The sequence below is a fragment of the Paenibacillus apii genome (genome assembly GCF_011043685.1).
Taxonomy (GTDB): domain Bacteria; phylum Bacillota; class Bacilli; order Paenibacillales; family Paenibacillaceae; genus Paenibacillus_AQ; species Paenibacillus_AQ sabinae.
The window spans coordinates 303,186-323,443 of the sequence record NZ_JAAKGU010000004.1 but is presented as its reverse complement, the minus strand read 5'-3'; the positions used below and the strand labels follow the sequence as shown (position 1 = coordinate 323,443).

The window sequence follows — 20,258 nt, the reverse complement described above, 5'->3', positions numbered from 1 at the left end:
GTTTTTCGATATACCGTTTATTTTATCATATTGAAGGGGGATTGGCCCATAGAATGAAGGGAGAGCACAAGGACAGGCAAAGCGCTTGACAGAAGCCGCGTCCGGACAAGGGGGACTTTATGAACGTTTTTTTGGGCAAAGCCGTCCTCGATTTCTTCATTGCCTTCGGCATTGTGCTGGGCGGAGCCATGCTCGGGGGCATCGGAGCGGTCATATCGCTTCAGCCGCCGACGCAGACGATGCTGGATGTGGCAGGCAGGATCAAAATCTGGGCGCTGGCCGCCGCCGTAGGCGGGACGATCGACCCGATGCGGGTCATTGAAAGCAATATGCTGGGCGGAAATCTGTCCCCGGCCATCAAGCAGATATTATATCTGGTCTTTGCTTTTCTGGGCGCGCATATGGGCAGCGAGCTGGTGAAATGGGTATGCAGCAGGGGGTAATGCCATGAGGGTTCCGCCCTTTCAGCAGTTTCGCCGGTTCTCCAAGGTGTCGGCCATTTTTGTGCTGGGGATGATCGTCGGCAGCGCGGTGTACAATGCGATTTTTCATATGGGCTTCAACGCACTCTGGCTGGACAATCAGGACCTGCGTGTGCAGGTGGAGCAGTATGAGAAGGATATTCTGACCCTGAAAAAATACAAAAACAGCTCAACAGTCATCAAGGAAATCAAAATCCGGTCCGAAAGCGGCGGATCAAGGGAAACCGCAAACGGGCTGGACCCGGCAACCGTAAAGGAGATTATCCTCAAAATGAGCGGCGACCTCGCGCCGATGCGCGGCCGCAGCGTCTTCGACATCGACGAGGACAGCAAGATGGCCCGTCTTCTGCTGAGCGGCAAGGTATACATCGTACGCGACAAGGAATACGCGGTCCGCATCCGTACCATGCTTGTCATGGAGGGCGTTCTGCAGATCTGGGTGGAGATCACGCCGAATAACCGGGGATAAATCGCAGATTAACGTGGGCAGACCCGCCAACAGCATGCTAAAATACAGCTAGAAAACGCTTTAGTTCGCCTGTCTGCCGGACAAGAGCTTGCGGGGGCAGACAGCGCTCAAAGGGGTGCGCCATGATTCTGGTTATCAAATATCTCCTGTTTCTCCTGCTGACGCTTTCCGTCCTCGGAGCCGCCTATTACAGCGCCGCTTCCCGCCGCGCCTTAAGTCCCGGCGAGCGGAGGCTGAAACGGGCGGTCATGAATATTTTGCTCGGATGTATGCTCGTTCTGCTCGCGCTGATGTCGATGTTTCTGTTCCGGGGCTCCACCGTCAGCGTCATTGTAGAAGCGGTATTTCTTGTGCTCGGCGCCTTCAACGTATTTTCCGGACTGCGCAGTTACGGCTACTACAGCCGTTCGGATCATTCGCGGCCCCGGCGGTGAGGTTATCTGCTGCGAGACGGGGTCTGCTCTGGAAGCCAACTCAAACAGCCTTCTTCCCTTTCGGGACAAGAAGGCTGTTTGCCTTTCCAGATATTCAGTTAACGACCGATCAGCTTGCGGATTAAAGGAACCCGGAGAATCTGCTTTTTAATGAGCCGGGTCCGAAATTCCTGCTTGACCTTGGCGTATATCTCCGGGCAGTTGCTGCGCGTCCACTCGTACATGTACGTGTAGTCTTCCTTCGTCTTGGCCGAATTCCGTAGGTAGTAGACGATCGTATCGTAGGCGGTGTTGTTGAACCAGCCGGTCATTTCCTTCTTCTTATAATTGTACCGCTCGATGGCCAGGTTGCGGATCGTGCGCTTCTCTTCCAGATTCCGCACCAGAAAATCCCGGGACAGATTGAAGGTGATGTTATTGCCGTGAATCCGGTATACGCCGACCGCCGCGTCGATGAATCCGGCGTCTCCGACGAGCAGGGAGCGCAGGTAGATGGACGCGTCGTTCACCATATTCATATGAAGAATATCCATTTCGATCAGCGCTTCCCGGCGGAATAGCGTGGTCAGCGTGGAAGCCGGCTTCCCGTAGCCCGGGCGCTCGAAATTCAGAAAATAGGCGCGCCGGTCAGTCACATCCGAAAGCCCGATCTCCTGAAGCTGCAGCCGCTGCGTCGCGGAATACTCCAGAAAGACGTTGGCGGCCACAAAGGAAAGGCCGGGACGGCTCCGGTGAAAAGCAACGGCTCTGCTGAAATAGCCGCTGTCGATCAAATAATCGTCGTCGTCGAGGAAGAGAATGTACTCGCCGTCCCCGTGCGCGGTAAAGGCCGCAAGCCGGTTCGCACCCGGCCCCCGGTTGGTCTCGTTCCGCATGTAAATGACTCGCGGCTCTTCTCCGAAGCGCTCCTCCATCATCAACTCCGTTCCGTCCGTCGAAGCGTCGTCGATGACGACAATCTCTTTGTTCGGATAATCCTGGGCCAGGATGCTATCCACAGCCTGGCGCAGGAACGGTTTGCGGTTGTAGGTGGTAATGATGACGCTGATTTTGGGCGCGCTGCCGGTTTCGGCACCTGACGCGGCGCTGTCCGCCGTTTCGGCCCCGGTGCCGCCCCGCAGCGCCGCAAGCTTGGCCTCCAGCAGGTCGGTCTCTTCCGACTCACCTGCCCCGAACTGGCTGTCCAGGTAGAAGCGGAGCACCTCGGGTTCATCCTTCCCCGCGGCCTGGCGGGCGATTACCCGCGCCAGAGCCGTCAGCGCTTCCTGCGCCTCCGGCTGCTCCCGGGCTGCAAGTGTCCTGCACGTTTCGAACACCGTTTCTTCCGCTGCCGGACCGCCGCCGATTTCGCGGCTTACGCTGTCCATAAATCTGCGGCAGACCTGCCGCATTTCCTCTTTTTGAACCATTCCCACCCCTCCAGTCGCGATCTGTAATACAGCGATATCTTCTGGTTTCCTAATGTCAGCCGCTGACCTTGACCTTGCCGGGAACGAACTTGGCTCTCATCTTTAGGCCGAGGCCCCTGAACAGCCCGAGACTGTACAGAAACACCTCGCGCTCCAGCAGCGAAGCAACCGCAACGTAGAGCGGAAAAATGATGATGCCAAGAACAAAGGCTCCCAAAATAATTGAAAGGTAGGAATCGAACGAATAGCCTACAAGATTGTTAAGATAAACGACTCCGGCAAATACCGCGATATTGATGACCCATCTTCGGAATGTGATCCAGGGGCTTCTATCCAGCAGCCTGCGGTTGGCGTAAAAAATAATATCCGTGGAACGGTACACCAGCGCGGCCACCGTGCCCAGCAGCACACCGTAAATGCCCATAAAGTTGACCAGAATCAGCGATGCGCCGAGATTGATGCCCGATTCAAGGAGCGAACGGCTCAGCGTATTTTTGAAATGGCCGGCGATATTGATGACATTATTGGCGGACGAACGCGCGTTGATCAGCAGCTTCTGGGCGACGAACAGGACCGGAACCCAGTACAGCACATAATTGACGTCATTGACGCCGGTTGTGTAGAGCGTGATGAACGGCAGGATGAGAATATAGGCGACCGTCAGCAGCGAAAAGACAAAGGCCATGAAATACAGCTCGTAAGCGTCGTACAGCTTGATGAATCGGCTTCGGCCTTCATGATAGCTTTGCCCCAGGGCGAACCGGACGCTTGTATTTACCGTATTGACGATGTTGTCGATAATCGTAAAAATCATGTTGTACATCACGTACACGCTGACGATTTTCAAATTGGTGAAAAAGGTCAGCACCAGCACGTCTGTGTTCCGGAAGATCATATACGACAGTTCGTGGACGAGCACGAAATTTTTCTGGTTGATAGCCTCAAGATTCGGCTCTTTGTTGAAATCCAGCCATTTATAATGCCGTTTCTTGTAGATATGAAAAGCAACCATTTGAAGCAGCGTCACGGCAAAATACGAAGCCTGCACCAGCACGATATCCACGCTCTGCATCAGCAGGATGATCCGAACCAGATTGTTGATAATGTTGCCGACAGTGACAACTGAGGTGTCCACATAGCTCTTGCCTTCGGCTAGCAGATACACCCTGAATTTGCCCTGGTAATAGTAGTTGATGGCTCCGCCCATGCCGTTGAAGAGTACGATGCCCATTACCTGCCACATTCCAAGCTCCGTCTTGACCGCGAATGGGTAAATCACCGAAATGGCGATTACGGAGAGCAGGTAGTAGAAGCCCGTTTTTTTGTAATACATGGCGGTGGCCGAAAGGATGGAATTAATGCCTTCACGGTCATCCTTCGAGATCGGCTTGTACAGCGCCTGCAGCGATGCCGCGCCCACGCCCGCTTCCAGCAGCGCCAGATACGCAATGATCTGGACGACGGAAGACACAAGCCCGTTAGCCTCCGACCCGTAATGGACCATGATCAGCCGGGGAATGAAAATGCTGAGAACAATCGTAATCAGCTGGCTGCCCAAACCGAAGACAAGGTTAAGAATACTCCGTTTAGCTTTCATGGCCCCTCCTTGCAAAGACGCCGGGATTTAACGCAGCCGAAGCTTCTTTGGCATTTATGTTTTTTCCGAGATAGTTGTCCAGCTTTTCGAAATGCCGCTCGGCCTGTCTGGCTAGCACGGAGACGTTCAGAGTGTTCGTGTTCAGGCTGCGGACAACCTCTTCCGGATCCAGGGAGTCCATTGCTTTGAGATCAACGTAAGAGCCTGTAAAACCGGCGTCATTCATGACGTTGGTTGTCTTTTCGCTGTAGGCGATGGGGAACACGGGCTTACCGAACACCCAGCCGAGAATCATGGCGTGGAACCGCGTCGCGACAATCATGCCGGAAGAGGCCAGCAGCCCGACGGCTTCCTCCAAGTTGGTCCGGTAAAAATACATATTCACACGGTCTGCATAGACCTGCGGAATTAAAGAATGGATGGCTTTGACCGCTTCCTCGTCCCCTTCATACTCGCAGAACGACATCAGCTTCACCCCGTAGCCTTCTTCGGCGAAAGCGACGGCAATCTCTTTGATTTTGTTGTAATACATCGCGTCGAAGTCTTTAAGGCTTTCACGGTCCGAGGGTTTGATGACGGAAATGACGACATATTTCCCGTTCCTTGGGTTATCCGGCTTGGTGTGCTGGAAAATGATATCCGGTGCCAGCCTGACGTTGCCCAGATCCTTGAACAGATCGTAGGAGTACCGGTCCCGGAAACAGATATCGGTGTACGTGGAGAACAGCTCTCTGTACCTGACGTAGAACGCGTCGTCCTTGTAAGGTCCAAAGTTGGCACCGAGGACAAAGTACGGTTTTCTGCTGTCGAATACGTCCAGCTTCCAGGCGTAATCCTCTTTCCACCGGGCTCCCTGCATAAATACCGAACCGCCGATCTGAACGACCCCGTCGCAGCGCCGGGCCAGTCTCCTCAGCAGGAGCTTCTCAATATCAATGCTCTGAAACTTCAACTTCTTGAGAATCTTGCGGATTCCGCGAACCCAAATCGATTCGATCGGATACAGGGTAAGATTGGACAAAGATGCGAAGCACTGCTTGTACTCGCTCCGGGCGGGAAGGACGAAATGGGTGTCCGGATACCTCTCGCATAGCAGCTTGACGAAGAGATCATCGCCCAGATTGAATTTGGTATACGCGTGGATCAACATTCTTTTCAATTTCTTCATCCCTTCCCGCAGGTAAATGTAGGGCCGTTGTGGAGGAAAAGCTGATGGGAATTTTCTGAAAGCCGCTCTTACTTTGTTCCAATTCTAAAGAATCGGTTTTCCCTTTGCAATAAAAATGCAGGAAATGTCAACTTTCGACCCAAGGCCATCCTCCAAGGAGATACCGCCTCAATAATCCTTTAGAGGGTTGAAGAAATGTGAAATCAGCATTTGCAGAAAAAAAGGGCTCCGTCATAGCTAACGAAGCCCTTGATGAAGCCTTATGAACGATAAAGTCCGCTGTCCTTGTCCGGCCCCTGCTAAGAATCTCTTGCCGCTTGATCTATCCGTGGTCGATCGACTGAAGCATCAATACGGCCTTGGCGACCAGAGTGCCCTGATGGCTGATCTCGATTTCAAGCTTGCAGGTCCGGCGGCTGCTCTCCAGCAGTCTCGGCGTTACGATAACGGAGTCCTCGATCTGGACCGGACGAACAAAATAAGTGGACATATTGTCCAGCACATGGTCGTTCCCGGTGATATCCTTGGCCGCCTTGAATGCGGAATGCATCATAAGCGTCGAAATCACCCCTTCGGAAATGGTGCCCAGATCCGTCGCCATCTGCGGGGTGATGAAGCCGTGGAAGAACAGCTTGCCCTCCTCGTCCCGCTCCTCGGCAAATCCGTTCCAGATGAGATGGTCGAAGGTTTCCCCAAGCTGCGGCTGGTTGCGCGCGTCCCTGAGGCTATGCAGCACTTCCTTCCGGGTGAGCGAGCCTACCAGCTTGCGGTTCCGGTCGATAATGGGCAGAAAGTCGATGCCCTCCCACATCATAATCTGGGCCGCCGAGGCCAGCGACGTCTGCAGACCGGCCGTGACCGGACCGCGGATCATCATCTTCTCGATCGTCTGGTCTTCGGGCAGGTCCTCCACATCCCGGCGGCCGACGATGCCGATGACGCGGTTCCATTCGTCGGTGACGGGAAACCGCTGTTCCCCGCTCTCCCTGGACAGACTGAGCAGCTCGCCGACCGTGCTGGATATTTTCAGTGTGTTGATCCGCGGCTTCCGTTCGACAATATCCTCCACGAGCATAATCTTTTTCTTGATTAACCGGTCAAAAATCGCGCGGTTGATCATGTAGGCTACGGTAAAGGTATCGTGGCGCGAAGAAATGACCGGAAGGTCAAGCTTGTCCGCCAGCTCCTTGACCTCCCGGCTAGTTCCAAAGCCTCCGGTCACAAGCACCCCCGCGCCCTGTTCCAGTGCCAGCGAATGGACATCGTCGCGGTTCCCTACAATCAGCAGGCTGTCCGCATCGATATAGCGGATCATGGCGTCGATTTTCATGGCGCCGATGATATATTTATGCAAGGGCTTGTCCAGGCCGTTAGCACCTCCGAGCACATGCCCCTCGACAATGTCAACCACATCGCCGAACGTGAGCTGCTCCGAGATGCCTCTGGGCTTCTTTTCCACCCGGACGGTTCCTATGCGCTCCTTGGTAATGACAATCCCCAGGTTCTCCGCTTCCTTGACCGCCCGATATGCCGTTCCGTCGCTGACAGCCATTTCCTTCGCCAGCTTCCGGACCGATATTTTGGAGCCCACTTTCAGGTTTTCAATATGCTGCAGCAGCTGTTCGTGCTTAGTGACTGCATCGCCTTGATTGTCCAACTGTTACACCTCCGAAGCCAAAACTGTACTACACTGTATCTGTATTGTAGACGCAACCGGGTACGGCCGTCAAATGAATCCTTTGTTTCATAAGCGCAAATAAAAAACGGCCCGCCGGATTGTTTCCGGACAGACCGTATGCCGAAAGGACTATAACCGCTGAGCAGCCCGTCCTTCTTCGCTCCATTTTCCCTGCCACATATCCAGCTTCGCCTTGCGCACCGCCTCCAGCCGTTTCTGCTTCTCCTCATCCACCCCGAGAATAAAATGCAGGTGAGCCGCAATCACGAGCAGCGCAAAGGCCACCCATACCGCCCCGAACACAAATACCGGGGTTGAACCGGCCCACGACAACTCCGGCAGCGCATACAGGAGCATGACCAGCGCCAGCACCAGATAGACCACATGCTTGAACTTGTTTCTTTTTCTCATTTCTTTCGACAGCTCCTTCATAACGAATCTATACTCTACTCTATGAGCAAGCCGTCCAAATTATGAGACGAGTTATCAAAATGCCGGAGAGCAATGACATGATCAGGGCGGCCGGACGTATACGCGAAGGAGGTCCTGTGTGCGGAATCTGGACACCGAGCTTCTCCCATCAAAGCCCGTCATATCATCGACCTGTCCGCTACCTGCGTTTGTCACGGATTCGGAGACGGGCGTGCCTGTCGGCGCCTTTCGCCGCAACGGATTGAAGTCGATTCTGAAAGACGAATGGATCATTCTCGGCCCGGACGAAGGCAAGCAGGGGACCGCCGGGTAAACCGGTTATGCTTATCGTCTGTACAAACAGAGGGTGCTTGTTAGCCTTATCTAACTGGCCAACAAGCACCCTCTTTGATTTTTTTGTGATGAAATGATGCCTGAGGCGCCTTTAAACGTCTTCTCCGTACAGATGCTCCAGACTGCCGGTAATAATCTTGTTCACGTCCTCGATAACGACGCTGAGGCGCCGCTCCGCTTCGAACAGGCGGCGGATGCTGAGGTTCATATTCAGCACCTCGAACAGCTTCTCCATCTTCTCCATCTCTTCCTGTGCCGGCATTTCCCCTGCCATCATCCGTTCCTGAAGCTCATGCTGGCTGCTGCGAAAATTGTCCAGCATTTCCTTGCTGCCCGGATCAGCCTCCACCAGCTTGAGTGCTGCGGAAATATCAGCCACCTCGCTGCTATCCTTGATTGCACGGGCCAATTCATGCGCCTTGTCGTAGATGTTCATATTTCGGTTCCTCCTAAAAGTATTGTTAGACCCCTTCCCCCTTGTGAATAAGGGACCTTTCGGCAGATGGGTCAATCACCAAGGGGCGTATGACTCCATATGATGGATGATATGAAGACCTCAGCTGTGAAACAGCCGGCATCATGCTGCCTACCGGAAGGAGATCCACGATGTCAAAGCTAAAGATCCCGGTCCATACGGTGTACTCGGGCATCCTGCAGGAGAACGCCGTCATGCTCGGCGACCGGCTCATCAAAAAACTCAAAATCCCGGCGCACGGACCGATCCTGCTTGCCTTCGGTACTTTCCGTCAGGAGGTCACCGTCATTCCGGTCCCCCGATCCGACAATCTTCGCGTGAGCGAGGGTCTGGCGCGGAAGACCGGAATCAAGGCGCGGAACGTGCTGAACGCCTCCTACAGTTCCGGAAGCCGGACGCTTCGGCTCGGGCCGCTGATCGGCGTGCTGGTCAGCCGAGAGCATCCCGAGCGCCTCGACAGGCTGTTCGGTCCAATCACCCTGTTCTGCCGGGAATTAACGAATGCCTGCCATGCGCAGGGCGCCTTTGTCTATTTCTTTACCCCGGAAGCACTGGAGAGTACCGGCTCCTCCATTACGGGCTGGGTATACGACGAAGGCTGGAAACGATCGAAGCTGCCCATTGCCGATGTCATCAACAACAGGCTCACCACGCGCAAGGCGGAGAATAAACCTAGCGTACAGCATTTTTTGTCGGAAGTAAAATCAAGGTATGGCACTCATTTTTTCAATGAGAAATTCCTCGACAAGAGCGAGGTGTTCGAAGCGCTCCGGCGGGACCCGTCCCTTCAGCGTTATTTGCCGGAGTCCCACTTGCTCGGCGGGTTTGCGATTCTCAAGAAAATGTGCGGCCATTATCCGGTCGTGTTCCTGAAGCCTGTCCGGGGCAGCCTCGGCAAAGGCATTCTGCGGATTTCCCGGGAAGAAGGCGGCGGCTACCGGCTGCAGGCCACAACTCCGCTGGGCACTCGCAAGCATAGCTACCCGACCCTCACCAAATTGTATCAGGCGGTTGCGCCGAAGATGAAGACCACCCGATTCCAGATTCAGCAGGGGCTGCCGCTGATGGAGATCGGACGCAGGCCGGTTGATTTCCGGGCGCTCGTGCAAAAGAACGGCACCGGAAAATGGAATGTCACCTCCATCGTCGCCCGCACCGCCGGGAACAACCATTTCGTCTCGAATCTGGCGCGGGGCGGCAGCCTCAGCACCGTTCGCGAGGCGATCGGCAAAAGCTCCATCCCTCCCGGCGCCAAAGAGAGCGCAAATCTTCAGCTGCCCCGGGCGGCGCTTGCCATTGCCAAAGGCGTGGAGGCCAATATTCCGGCCCATTTCGGAGAGCTGGGCATCGATCTTGGAATGGATCAATCCGGCCGGATTTGGCTGCTCGAAGTAAACTCGAAGCCGTCCAAGAACGACAACACTCCGCTGAACGACACCAAAATCAGACCGTCCGTGAAGCAAATGATTCAGTACTGCCGCTACCTGGCCGGACTGTAAGGAGGACGCCATGCCAGTGACCGAAATGGGCTGTCTCGGCATTCTGACGTGCCGGGGCGTCAAAGGTTCCCCGGTTGCCGAACCCGCCTTCTGCAGCGTACTGTGCCGGACCGCTCCATCCTACGGTCTGCGCGTCATCGTCTTCACTCCCGATGGCGTATCAGGCGACGGCCGGACAGTGAGAGGGTTTGTCCGCGAAGGTGAAGAATGGCTCGAAGCGACGGCCGAAGCGCCCGACATTGTGTATAACCGGATGTTCTGCAGAAATCCGGAGGAAAGACGAAACGGCTCCCGGGCCCTGCATGCGCTGGGGCGCAGTCTGGCATGGTCGAGGGGGCTGCCGGACAAATGGAGGGTATATGAACTTCTGCGGCGCAGCCGCAGGGCTTCCTCTCTGCTGCCCGAGACGAGAAGGTATGCAGGCCGGCGCAGCCTGGAGCGAATGCTCGCCGAACTGGGAGACGGGGTCTTTCTGAAGCCCCGGGCAGGCACACACGGAAAGCGAACCCTGCATGCCGTGCTCCGGGGAACTTCATCCGAAGGACTGTTCGTAAAGGGCCGGGATGGAGATAACCGGGAGATCGTCCGCGGCTTTGATAACCGCCTGAGCGGTCTTGAATGGATCGACCGCTTTATCGGCAAGCAGGGCTTCATCATGCAGCCGTTCCTGCGGCTGACCGGCGGCGGACAGCCGTTCGATGTCCGCGTGCTCATGCAGAAGGACGGCGCCGGCCGCTGGACACTCTCCGGAATGGCTGCCCGCCTTGGCCCGAGCGGCGCGCTTACCTCGAACCTTCACGGCGGAGGAACCGCGGTCCATCCCGCTTCCTTCTTACGGAAGCAATACGGCGGGGCCGCGGATGATATTCTGCGTGAGGTGGAGCTTAGCGCCGCCTTTCTTCCGCCGCTGCTGGAGGCTGCCTGCGGGCGTCTCGGCGAGCTTGGGCTCGATTTCGGCATCGATCCCGAGGGCCGGATCTGGCTGCTCGAGGCCAACTCCAAGCCGGGCCGCTCCGCATTTACAATTACGGGCGACAAAGACGCCGCGCGGCGCTCGGCGGAAAACCCTCTTTCCTACGCCCGCTACCTGCTGCTGACACGGCGACGTTCTCCCCGAAGCGCCGAAAGCTTAAGCGGATGATCCGGAAGATTGATATCAATGGTGCTTAAGGAGGATTCATAAATGGGTCTCACATTTTGCAATGTCCATTTCACCAAGCAGCCCCAAAGAGTCGTCTATATATCGGGGTCGCTGATGAAAAGCCTGAAGCTGTCCGGGAAGAGGAACATCCGGCTGCGACTCGGCAAAGACGCCATTCCGGCGGTGATCAAGCCGATCAAGCGAGCCGGGAAGCATCTTTTTCTCGCTTCGGGCGTTCAGAACGCCATCAAGGTGCCCAAAACGGGCAGCGTCTACCTGAGGAACCTGCAGAACGACGAGGTTCAAATCGGCCCGCTCGTGGGCGTCCTGTCCGACGGCCCGTCTTCGTTGGCCCAGCCGTTCGGTTCACGAACGGGCTTCATCAAGCAGCTGCTGCGCGAAGGCAGCAACATGTGCTATATTTTCGCGTTCATGCCCCGGGACATTAATTGGCAGCAGGAACGTGTGAACGGGTACTTTTTGACGGAAAGCGGCAAGTTCGAGCGCAAGATCGTACCGCTGCCCGATGTCATCTACAACCGGCTGCCCAGCAGGCGGGCGGAGACGTCGCTTGCGATTAACCAGCTCCGGGAACGGTTCACCCGGAAGAAAATCCCGTTTTTCAACTGGAGCTTTTTTAACAAATCCGACATTTACCGGCTCCTTGAAAACGACAGCTTCGCGAGCCAGCATGTACCCGAAACGCACAGCAGTCCCGATACCGAGCTCATCAGAGATATGCTGGACCGCCATCATTTCGTCTACTATAAGCCATCCGCTGGCAGCCTTGGCCACGGCATTTACAGGCTGACGTATCTGCCCAAACGCGGATATTTCGCCCGCTACCGCCGGGGCGGCAAGAACGTTCTGCTTCGTTTTGGAACCTTTGAGAGCCTGATGCGGCTGCTGCAATCCCGTCACGGCCGCTCTCTGCAGAGCTATGTCGTTCAGCAGGGTATCCGGCTGATCGAAATCGACGGCTGCCCGATCGACTTCCGGTTCCATATGCACAAGAACGGCAGCAACCAGTGGGTTGTGGTCGGAATCGGAGCGAAGAAGGCCGGACGCGGCAGCGTAACGACCCATCTGAAAAACGGAGGCTCCCTCCTTACCCCGCAGCAGGCACTCGGACGCGTATTCGGAGCCAAAGCCGACGAAGTGCTGCAGCGGGCGAAGCAAACGGCCATCCGGCTGGCGGAATCGCTGGAAACCCAGCATCGCCATCTGCTTGGAGAAATCGGCTTCGATCTTGGCATTGATCAGAATGAAGAAATCTGGATGTTCGAGGCAAACGCCAAGCCCGGGCGGTCCATCTTCCGCCATCCTTCCCTGAGGGCTGAAGGCAAAGCCTCCATCGAGCATATACTGGAGCACTGCCTATACCTCAGCAAGTTCCGCAGGAGGGATGATATGTGAACATCCGGTCCGACGACAGAAAGCCCGTCATCGCCATACTAACGACCAGAGATAAGTTCCGGCAATTCCGCGGCAATCATAAGAACTTTCGCGATATTATCCGAACCGGAAAGGAACTCGGCTATCTCGTTTATGTGATCACCGTGAAAGAACTAAGGCTGGGGAATCACTATGTTAACGGTTACGTTCCGGGTCCGGGCAAATCGTGGATCTCCGTCCAGCTTCCCCCGCCGGAAGTCGTGTACAATCGCATTCCGACCCGCGAGGATGAAGCCAAACCCGCAGTCGCCCGCAAACTCGCCGAATGTCTGGAGTATCCGGGCATTCGGCTGTACAATCCTTACTTTTTCAACAAATGGAGCCTGTTCGAATGGCTGAGAGGCTCAAACGCGACAGCCCGGCATGTGCCTGCTACCCGGCGGCTCAGAAGCGCGCGAACGCTGGCGGCCATGCTGAAGACCCACACCAGCCTGTACCTTAAGCCCGAGACCGGCAAGGCGGGGAAAGGCATCATGCGGGTCATCTATCACGCAGACGGTGAGCTGCCGTACCGGCTGCAGATTCAAAGCGGCAAGAAGAACGTCACGTACAAGGCGGCGACAGTAGAGCGGCTCTGGTCCCGCATCGGAAAGGAACGTGGCGATTCGCGCTATATCGTTCAGCAGGCAATTGAGCTTGCGACGTGCAAAGGAAGACCTTTCGACCTGCGCGTACTCGTGCAAAAAAACGGCAAGGGTGGATGGAGCATGACGGGCATCGGTGCCAGACTGGCCGGCTCCCGCAGCATCACGACCCATGTTCCCCGAGGAGGAAGTGTTGAAGAGCCCTCCAGCATGCTCGAAGCCATGTTCGGCCCCGAACGGTCCGTATCCATCCTGAAAAGCGTTTCCGGAACGGCCCTGCTGATCGCCCGGCAGATCGAGCGGGCTTCCGGCTACATGCTGGGCGAAATGTCCATGGATCTGGGCGTCGACGAAAAAGGCGGTCTCTGGTTCTTCGAAGCCAATTCCCGTCCGATGAAATTCGATGAGCCGGACATCCGGAGGCTTTCACTTGAACGGATCATTCAATACAGCCAACATTTGTACCGCCAAATCGCAATCTTTCCGCAAAGGATGTGATCAGCCAGCATGCGGATATCTTCTGTTTACGCCGTCGGCTCCGCACAGTGGAGCCGGCAGCATGGCGCGCTTCTTGCCTTTCTCCGCCGCCATGCCGGCCAGCGGATTCCCCCGGAATGCTTGCAAACGCTGGCGGATCTGACGCCGGGACGTCTGGCCGCTCCAGGAACGTCGCTGCTGACGGCAACTCTCCGCGATCAGCTCGGTACCGAGCTTGCCGCCCTGAGCTTGGTGACGGATTACGGCAAGGAGGTCTGTGTCATCGCCGTGCACCCGCTGTACCGGGACAAAGGCATCGGCGCCTCCCTGATGCGGGAGCAGGTGAAACGTCTCGGAACGCTCGAATGCTGTGTGGCTCCGGAACATGCAGCCGGCCTGAAGATGTGCTTCAATGCCGGCTTGGCTGCCGTGGCGCTGACCCGGAGCGCCTCTGGCGCGCCGGTTCTCCGCCTGCGCTCCTTCCCGGCCGGGTTCCTGCGCGCGGAAGCCGCCGGGCCGGACGCGGAGCGGGACCGGAGTACCATTTTACTGCAAGAAGGTGAATCTCTGTGAGCCAACCCGTCCTGGGAATTCTGACCCTGTATCTGAATAACGCCCGGCAGTTGGAAGAAAAGCAGGTGTACCGCCGGATGATCGTGGAAGGCAAACAGATTGGGCTGGACGTCTTTGTGTTCACGCCGATGGATGTCGACAACGTGAAGCAGCGCATTTATGCGCTTGTGTTCGACCCGGCAAAGGGAGAGTGGAGCCGCAAATGGCGGAGCTTTCCCGACATGATTTATGACCGGTGCCGCATTCAGCGCAGCGTCCGCTTCCAGCAGCTGCTTCAATTCCGCTCGCGTTACAACCATCTCACCTTCCTGAATCGGCCGCTGCGCAACAAATGGACGATTCACCAGACGTTCTCGCAAAAGGGCCGCTTCCGCCAGCATTTGCCAGATACTCTGCTGTATCAGTCTTCGGCAGACCTGCACCGAATGCTCAGGGCGAATCCGGTGGTCTACATCAAGCCATCTAACGGCACAGGCGGAAGAGGGATTCTGCGCATCGAGCGGCTGAAGGGAGAGCGTTCGATGTTCGACATCCAGGGCCGGCGTCTTAACCGCCGGATTATTCAGCCCCGCCGGGTTTCCTTATCCCGGCTGGAGTCGATCGTCCGCCAGTGGTGCATCGGCGGTCGCTTTCTCGTCCAGCAGGGCATCCCGCTCCGCCTTCCGGGTGGCCGTTTTCACGATTACCGGATGCTCGTTCAGAAGAACAGCCAGGGCAACTGGGCGATGACCGGCATCGCCGGCCGGGTTGGAGCAGCCAGGAGCGTGACCTCCAATCTGCATGGCGGCGGTCATGCGATTAGAGCGGAGATACTGCTGAAGCAGTGGCTCGGCAGTGAAGAGAAAGCGGCAAAAACGATACAAACGGCCGAGAAGCTCGGTACGGACGCCGCCGCTTATCTGGAAGACAGCTTCAGCGACCTGTGCGAGCTCGCTCTTGATCTGGCCATCGACCGGGAAGGAAGGATCTATGTCCTTGAGGTTAACCCCAAACCGGCCCGCGAGGTGTTCTCCAGGGCCGGCGATAAGGAAACCTACCGCAAAGCGCTAAGGCGGCCGCTGGAATACGCGCTCTGGATTTACCGGACTAAGCTGGCGCCCTCCTCCTCGAAGAAAGTCGAGGAGTGACGGGGGAAGCTCTTCGTCCCGGCAGCAAAAAACCCCAACAAGCGATTGACTAAACCCGCCTCTTCCGTGCGGATGACAATTGCTTCGTTGGGGTTTGTTTTTGCTATATTGACTCTCTTGATTACTGCGTCCCTTCGTACAACTCCAGAAGCTGGTCAAAGGAGCGGATAATCACATCCGAGCCTTCAAGCTCGTCCTCACGGCCAAATCCGGCATAGGCGCAGCCGATCACCGTCTGTCCGTTCTCTTTTCCCGCCTGAACGTCGGAAGAACGGTCTCCTACCATCCAGGCGCTGCCGATGCCGTGATTGTCCAGAAGAAGCTTCAGCAGCTGGGCCTTCGTGGAGGTACCCTGGCCGCCCGCACTGTACAAGCCTTCGAACACATCTTCCAGCTTATGTATCACGACAATGCTGTGTATGTATTCCTCCAGACCGTTGCTGCAAACAAACAGCCGGATGCCCTGCTCCTTCAGCTTCCGCAGCGTCTCCGGAACGCTCAGGTACAGAATGGAGCCGCCGGCCTCAAGCCCTTCGATCTCCAGCTTCGCCAGCAGCTCGCTGGCGCGCCGGTGAACCGCTTCCCCGGCTTCCGGCATGACGTTCTTCCAAATATCCGACAGCAGCATGCCGAGGCAGCCCAGAATCCGCTCCTCCGGCGGCGTTGGCCCCGAATACAGACCTTCCTCGCGCAGAATATCAAACATTTTGTGGTAGGCTGGGAGCAGCAGACTTTCTGTCTGAAGCAGGGTTCCGTCCATATCGAATACCATCGCCTCGGGCCTTACTATCAGCTTCTGCATGTCCTGGTCCCCGCAATTAAAAACGGCAGGTTGGCCGTCCCCTTCGGAACTTCCCCTCCTGCCGTTGTATTATTATTTTTGAGTCTGCCGGATTAGACCTGGTTAAAGCTCTCGAGCAGTTCTCCCAGAATGTCCTTGCTGATCATCTTGCCTTTAAAATTAATCAGATTCTCCGAGCTTCCGGAGAAAATGCAGGTTGGTTCATATTTTCTGAGAATAATCTTCTCTCCGTCGACGAAAATTTCAAGCGGGTCCTTAATGTCGATTCCCATCGTGCGGCGAAGCTCGATCGGAATGACGATACGTCCCAGCTCATCCACTTTTCTTACGATTCCAGTTGCCTTCATTCAATGTATCCTCCCTTGAAATAACACATTATGCCATCTTTTAGAATAGAAAAGCGAAAAATTCCATTAACGGATAGAAATGATTACGCTCTTACTTGAATTGTAAAGTGTCACAAGTTTCCTGTCAATTCATATTTCTACATCTTCCGATATCAATCGACAAATTTATCGCATTAACTTTCCTAAATTCGACAAAAACCAAGATTGAGTTATTACTAATTTAATCTAAAATCAGGGGTAATGGCAAGTTTATTCCAACATATCTCTAGTAGAGTCGCTAGAGTTGCCTATGTCCGGCGCTAATTCCACATGCTTTGCAGGGATTTCGGTCAAAAAAAGAGCGGCCTTGCGGCCGCCCTTCTCATTCAGTCACTATGCGCCTGCGGTTCTCTCGGAAACCTGTCCTTTCGAATCTACGACAGCATTAAATGACCGCTCTTTTAGCAATTGAATAATCTTCTTGTTGTAATTTGCGTCCATAAGTACCGGCTGTCCGTGCATAATTTTCACCGGCGTTACGCTGGAGGACAGCTTGTTTCCGGCAATCCGGAAATTCGCGAGCATCGAATCCAGCGTTTTGTCTCCGCCGCGTGTAGAACGGTTGAATACAAAATTCCCGAGAGAATAAAAAATAGGCTTGTGCTTATAGTACTCGATTCCCATCAAGCAGTGGCTGTGCGCTCCGATAATCAAATCGGCTCCGCTGTCGATCATCTGCCTGGCCAGCGCTCGCGCATACTTCTCTGGATAATCCTTGAATTCCTGATTCCAGTGGATATAGACGACCGTGAAATCATTGGTTTTGGCCGACTGTTTGATCTTGCCGAGCAGCGGCTCCGGCGTGTAGGCCGAGGCCGCCCCCGGCTTGTTCTTCCCCGCGTACCAAGAAGAATCCGACAGCACGCGGCTTACGCCCAGGATCGCGATTTTTTGGCCGTTCACCGTCTTAATATAGGGCTTGAACGCTTCCTCGACATCCTTTCCCGCACCCGTACGGCCGATTCCGTATTTGTCGAGATTGGACAAGGTGTCCAGCATGCCTGCTTGCCCGTAATCCAGAATATGATTGTTCGCCATGGTCACTCCGTCAATTCCGGCATATTGAAGACCGGCGAGCGTACCCGGCTTTGACCGGAATACAAACGTCTTCTTCGCGGCCTGGCCTTTAGTCGAAACAGGCGTCTCCAGATTGGCAAAGGCCACATCCGCCTTCTGAAGCAATGGCGCCACTTTAACAAAAGGATAATTCACTCCGTATTTGGCAATCTGATCGCCGACATAGCCGTCGAGCAGTATATCACCGGCGAACACCAGCTTGATATCGGAAGCGGCGGCCGCTGTACGGTTAACGGCAGACGCTTCGGTCCCAGCCGGAATGGACAGAGCAAGCAAGATCATAATGAAGAATAGCGGAAGTCTGCGCAAACTGAATCCCCCTCGTTTGTAAACCTTTACATTGAAAAAATTTCAGCATCCCTCCTATTCTACTATATCGTTCCATTCTATTAAAGCGGAAAGCGCAAAATAATAGAGAGATACAGAAAATGCGGTCCGCATTCCGGAGGACTGGCATAACCGGTGCCTGTTTCAGGAAATCTAACGCTAAGAGCAACAATTAAGTGTTGGTTTTGCGCCGGAGATGCGCTGGAGAGGAGTATCGAAATTGCGGGTTTATAGACTGCCCTTATGCTTGCTGCTGTCCGCCGCGCTGGCCGGAGGCAGCGCGAATGCCGCATCGGCGGCGGGGCCCAAAGACAGAACATACTACGAGAAACATGGTGAAATCGTTTGGGAGGTGCCTACAGCGGAGAAGCTCGTCGCCCTTACGTTCGATGACGGACCCGACCGGAGGCTCACCCCGGAAATCCTCCGTCTACTCAAACAATACGGGGCGAAGGCCACCTTTTTCGTCGTCGGCGACAAGGCGATACGGTATCCTGAAATTCTGCGGGCCGAGCTTGATGAAGGCCATGAAATCGGCAATCATACGTTCCATCACCCCTCGTTCCAGGGAGCGTCCTCCATCCGGATTCTGGAAGAGATCAGCCGGACACAGGAAGCGGTCCAGCAGGCAACCCGCCATAAGCCCGTCCTGTTCCGTCCTCCCGGCGGCTGGTATAACGAAGCAGTCGTGGATATTATCAAACAAAACCGGATGCAGATGGTGCTGTGGTCCTGGCATCAGGATACCTGGGACTGGGCCAAACCGGGGGTTGGCCGCATCGTAAACAAAGTGCTGGGCAATGTTCGCAGCGGCGATATTATCCTGATGCATGATTATGTATACAACAGCACGCAGACGGTCGAAGCGCTCAAAATCATCCTTCCCGAGCTTCGCAGGCGGAATTATTCCGTCGTAACGGTATCGGAGCTTCTGAAGCACCGATCGAGCCGGCGGGCCGCCGATATAAACCGGATTCCCGATCCTTTGAAGGAATCGGACGAGTCCGCCCGCACCTCAAAACCAATACCCCGCTAATTGAGGGCGGGGTATTGGTTTTTTCGCGGCTGCCCGCTTCAAGAGCAGGCCCAGCCGATTTTTTTTGCTCAGAATATCCTCTTGTATTCGCGGTCCTGCTTGAGAATCTCAACAGCTTCCCGGAACCGCTGCGAATGCACGATCTCCCGCTCTCTCAGGAATTTAAGACTGTCCATCAGATCCACGTCATCGGTCATATTGATCAGCCACTGATATGTAGCCCGCGCCTTCTCCTCTGCGGCAATGTCTTCATAGAGATCGGCAATCGGGTCCCCTTTGGCCTGAATATAAGCGGCTGTCCACGGCACGCCTCCGGCATTCTCGTAATACAGCGCGGAGTCATGGTTGGCATAATGGGCGCCGAGTCCGGCCTCCTTCAACTGCTCCACGGTCGCGTCCTTGGTCAGCTTGTAGACCATCGTAGCTATCATTTCCAAATGGGCCAGCTCTTCCGTTGAAATATCGTTGAGCACCGCGATCACCTTGCCCGGAATGGTGTATCTTTGATTCATATATCGAAGGGCGGCGGCAAGCTCTCCGTCCGCTCCTCCATACTGCTCAATCAGATACTTCGCCATCCGGACGTCGCACTTGCTCACCCTGACCGGATACTGCAGTTTTTTTTCGTAAACCCACATGCGCTGGACCTCCTTTTCGCCTCTATCGTTTCCTTAAACCTGCCAAGGCCAAGGACTTTCGCTCCATTCCCAGGGACATTTCGAGTACGCGCGCCCGAAATTTTGCAGGGGACCGTACAGCTCCTGAAACTGCTTCGCGAGCCGCGTCCGTTCCTGAGTAAGCTGATTGAACTGCTGGATGCTTTGCAGATCGGTCGGATGAGTGTCCAGGTACAGATTCAGCTCAACCAGCGCAAAATCCAGCGTCTGCAGCTGCTCCAGCAGTTCATAATAGCGGGGATCGCAGGGAGTTGCTTCCATGTGCTAGTTCCCTCCTCTGATTTGAGGCGTATACGGACTGTACAGCGCGGGCCACAGCGTGCCGAGCCTCAAGGCTTCCGGAAGGTTAAACTGCGGCAGATTGGGGGGTTGGAAGCCCAAAAACAAATGCGGGGGCACGACATAAGTCTTGCAAGTCACCGGCGGACAGGGATCGAACGGCCCTGCGTATACCGAATATACACGTTCTTCGGAGTTCGGCGCTTGTGAAGTCAACGGCTATTCCTCCTTCGCATTCCCGGCTGACGCGTAAATTCTGCTCTCCCGGGGATTATCTTCGTAACTAATCTATGTAGCCCTCCCGCCATTAAGACGATCTTTCCGAAAAAAATAAAAACCCG

The 20,258-nt window shown here is 55.3% G+C and carries 23 protein-coding genes; 11 read left to right on the top strand and 12 right to left on the bottom strand.

Annotated elements, in window-relative coordinates; genetic code table 11:
* The first annotated feature begins 119 nt into the window (after positions 1-119).
* From G5B47_RS11705 to G5B47_RS11695, 3 genes are all read left to right on the top strand, one after another.
* A complete protein-coding gene (locus tag G5B47_RS11705; protein WP_025334188.1) occupies positions 120-443 on the top strand; it encodes a YtrH family sporulation protein in 324 nt (107 codons plus the stop codon).
* Between the two features lie 4 nt (positions 444-447).
* Positions 448-951: a hypothetical protein gene (locus G5B47_RS11700; protein ID WP_165098087.1), complete on the top strand. Its 504-nt coding sequence runs from the start codon at positions 448-450 to the stop codon at positions 949-951.
* A gap of 122 nt (positions 952-1,073) precedes the next feature.
* Positions 1,074-1,385, top strand: a complete 312-nt coding sequence (locus G5B47_RS11695; RefSeq protein WP_165098084.1) for a YtpI family protein — start codon at positions 1,074-1,076, stop codon at positions 1,383-1,385.
* Between the two features lie 98 nt (positions 1,386-1,483).
* Here the strand turns inward: G5B47_RS11695 and G5B47_RS11690 are convergent, their stop codons facing one another.
* The 5 genes from G5B47_RS11690 to G5B47_RS11670 all read right to left on the bottom strand — a co-directional run bounded on the left by G5B47_RS11690 (position 1,484) and on the right by G5B47_RS11670 (position 7,648).
* Positions 1,484-2,794: a glycosyltransferase family 2 protein gene (locus G5B47_RS11690; RefSeq protein ID WP_165098082.1), complete on the bottom strand. Its 1,311-nt coding sequence runs from the start codon at positions 2,792-2,794 to the stop codon at positions 1,484-1,486.
* Positions 2,795-2,849: 55 nt separating this feature from the next.
* Positions 2,850-4,391 (bottom strand): lipopolysaccharide biosynthesis protein, encoded by a 1,542-nt coding sequence (locus tag G5B47_RS11685; protein WP_165098080.1) that lies wholly within the window; start codon positions 4,389-4,391, stop codon positions 2,850-2,852.
* On the bottom strand, positions 4,381-5,541 hold the full coding sequence (locus G5B47_RS11680) for a polysaccharide pyruvyl transferase family protein (protein ID WP_235957157.1): 1,161 nt from the start codon (positions 5,539-5,541) through the stop codon (positions 4,381-4,383). Before G5B47_RS11680 ends, G5B47_RS11685 begins: the two co-directional genes overlap by 11 nt.
* Before the next feature lie 340 nt (positions 5,542-5,881).
* The gene (locus tag G5B47_RS11675; RefSeq protein ID WP_165098076.1) at positions 5,882-7,216 is read right to left on the bottom strand and encodes a DRTGG domain-containing protein; all 1,335 of its coding nucleotides are present in this window, start codon (positions 7,214-7,216) and stop codon (positions 5,882-5,884) included.
* Between the two features lie 150 nt (positions 7,217-7,366).
* Positions 7,367-7,648, bottom strand: a complete 282-nt coding sequence (locus tag G5B47_RS11670; protein WP_025334181.1) for a hypothetical protein — start codon at positions 7,646-7,648, stop codon at positions 7,367-7,369.
* Positions 7,649-7,787: 139 nt separating this feature from the next.
* Between G5B47_RS11670 and G5B47_RS11665 the strand changes: the two genes are divergently transcribed.
* Positions 7,788-7,982, top strand: a complete 195-nt coding sequence (locus tag G5B47_RS11665) for a hypothetical protein (RefSeq protein ID WP_165098074.1) — start codon at positions 7,788-7,790, stop codon at positions 7,980-7,982.
* Positions 7,983-8,093: 111 nt separating this feature from the next.
* Here the strand turns inward: G5B47_RS11665 and G5B47_RS11660 are convergent, their stop codons facing one another.
* Positions 8,094-8,438, bottom strand: coding sequence for a YlbF family regulator (locus tag G5B47_RS11660; RefSeq protein ID WP_165098071.1), 345 nt, complete (start codon positions 8,436-8,438; stop codon positions 8,094-8,096).
* A gap of 170 nt (positions 8,439-8,608) precedes the next feature.
* On the opposite strand from G5B47_RS11660, the gene G5B47_RS11655 reads away from it, so the two are divergent.
* Genes G5B47_RS11655 through G5B47_RS11630 form a run of 6 tightly spaced genes read left to right on the top strand, consistent with a single transcriptional unit; the run spans position 8,609 to position 15,333 of the window.
* Positions 8,609-9,976: a YheC/YheD family endospore coat-associated protein gene (locus G5B47_RS11655; protein WP_165098068.1), complete on the top strand. Its 1,368-nt coding sequence runs from the start codon at positions 8,609-8,611 to the stop codon at positions 9,974-9,976.
* Between the two features lie 10 nt (positions 9,977-9,986).
* Positions 9,987-11,117 (top strand): YheC/YheD family endospore coat-associated protein, encoded by a 1,131-nt coding sequence (locus G5B47_RS11650; protein WP_165098066.1) that lies wholly within the window; start codon positions 9,987-9,989, stop codon positions 11,115-11,117.
* A gap of 42 nt (positions 11,118-11,159) precedes the next feature.
* A complete protein-coding gene (locus G5B47_RS11645; protein ID WP_165098064.1) occupies positions 11,160-12,533 on the top strand; it encodes a YheC/YheD family endospore coat-associated protein in 1,374 nt (457 codons plus the stop codon).
* Positions 12,530-13,654: a YheC/YheD family endospore coat-associated protein gene (locus G5B47_RS11640; RefSeq protein WP_165098062.1), complete on the top strand. Its 1,125-nt coding sequence runs from the start codon at positions 12,530-12,532 to the stop codon at positions 13,652-13,654. Before G5B47_RS11645 ends, G5B47_RS11640 begins: the two co-directional genes overlap by 4 nt.
* A 9-nt stretch (positions 13,655-13,663) precedes the next feature.
* Positions 13,664-14,206: a GNAT family N-acetyltransferase gene (locus G5B47_RS11635; protein WP_165098060.1), complete on the top strand. Its 543-nt coding sequence runs from the start codon at positions 13,664-13,666 to the stop codon at positions 14,204-14,206.
* Positions 14,203-15,333, top strand: coding sequence for a YheC/YheD family endospore coat-associated protein (locus G5B47_RS11630; RefSeq protein WP_165098058.1), 1,131 nt, complete (start codon positions 14,203-14,205; stop codon positions 15,331-15,333). Before G5B47_RS11635 ends, G5B47_RS11630 begins: the two co-directional genes overlap by 4 nt.
* A 121-nt stretch (positions 15,334-15,454) precedes the next feature.
* Here the strand turns inward: G5B47_RS11630 and G5B47_RS11625 are convergent, their stop codons facing one another.
* The 3 genes from G5B47_RS11625 to G5B47_RS11615 form a co-directional block, all read right to left on the bottom strand.
* A complete protein-coding gene (locus tag G5B47_RS11625) occupies positions 15,455-16,135 on the bottom strand; it encodes an HAD family hydrolase (protein ID WP_165098055.1) in 681 nt (226 codons plus the stop codon).
* 92 nt (positions 16,136-16,227) lie between these two features.
* On the bottom strand, positions 16,228-16,482 hold the full coding sequence (locus G5B47_RS11620; RefSeq protein ID WP_165098052.1) for an AbrB/MazE/SpoVT family DNA-binding domain-containing protein: 255 nt from the start codon (positions 16,480-16,482) through the stop codon (positions 16,228-16,230).
* A gap of 372 nt (positions 16,483-16,854) precedes the next feature.
* Positions 16,855-17,907 carry a CapA family protein gene (locus G5B47_RS11615; RefSeq protein ID WP_235957145.1) on the bottom strand — a complete coding sequence of 351 codons (1,053 nt, stop codon included), beginning with the start codon at positions 17,905-17,907 and terminating at the stop codon, positions 16,855-16,857.
* Positions 17,908-18,145: 238 nt separating this feature from the next.
* Here G5B47_RS11615 and G5B47_RS11610 point away from each other — a divergent pair, with 238 nt between their 5' ends.
* Positions 18,146-18,961 (top strand): polysaccharide deacetylase family protein, encoded by an 816-nt coding sequence (locus G5B47_RS11610; protein ID WP_235949833.1) that lies wholly within the window; start codon positions 18,146-18,148, stop codon positions 18,959-18,961.
* Positions 18,962-19,029: 68 nt separating this feature from the next.
* Here G5B47_RS11610 and G5B47_RS11605 read toward each other — a convergent pair whose 3' ends face one another.
* Genes G5B47_RS11605 through G5B47_RS11595 form a run of 3 tightly spaced genes read right to left on the bottom strand, consistent with a single transcriptional unit; the run spans position 19,030 to position 20,133 of the window.
* Positions 19,030-19,599 (bottom strand): manganese catalase family protein, encoded by a 570-nt coding sequence (locus G5B47_RS11605; protein ID WP_165098047.1) that lies wholly within the window; start codon positions 19,597-19,599, stop codon positions 19,030-19,032.
* 33 nt (positions 19,600-19,632) lie between these two features.
* A complete protein-coding gene (locus G5B47_RS11600) occupies positions 19,633-19,899 on the bottom strand; it encodes a spore coat protein CotJB (protein WP_165098045.1) in 267 nt (88 codons plus the stop codon).
* 3 nt (positions 19,900-19,902) lie between these two features.
* Complete coding sequence (locus G5B47_RS11595; RefSeq protein ID WP_165098043.1) at positions 19,903-20,133, bottom strand: spore coat associated protein CotJA; 231 nt, start codon at positions 20,131-20,133, stop codon at positions 19,903-19,905.
* Between the last annotated feature and the right edge of the window lie 125 nt (positions 20,134-20,258).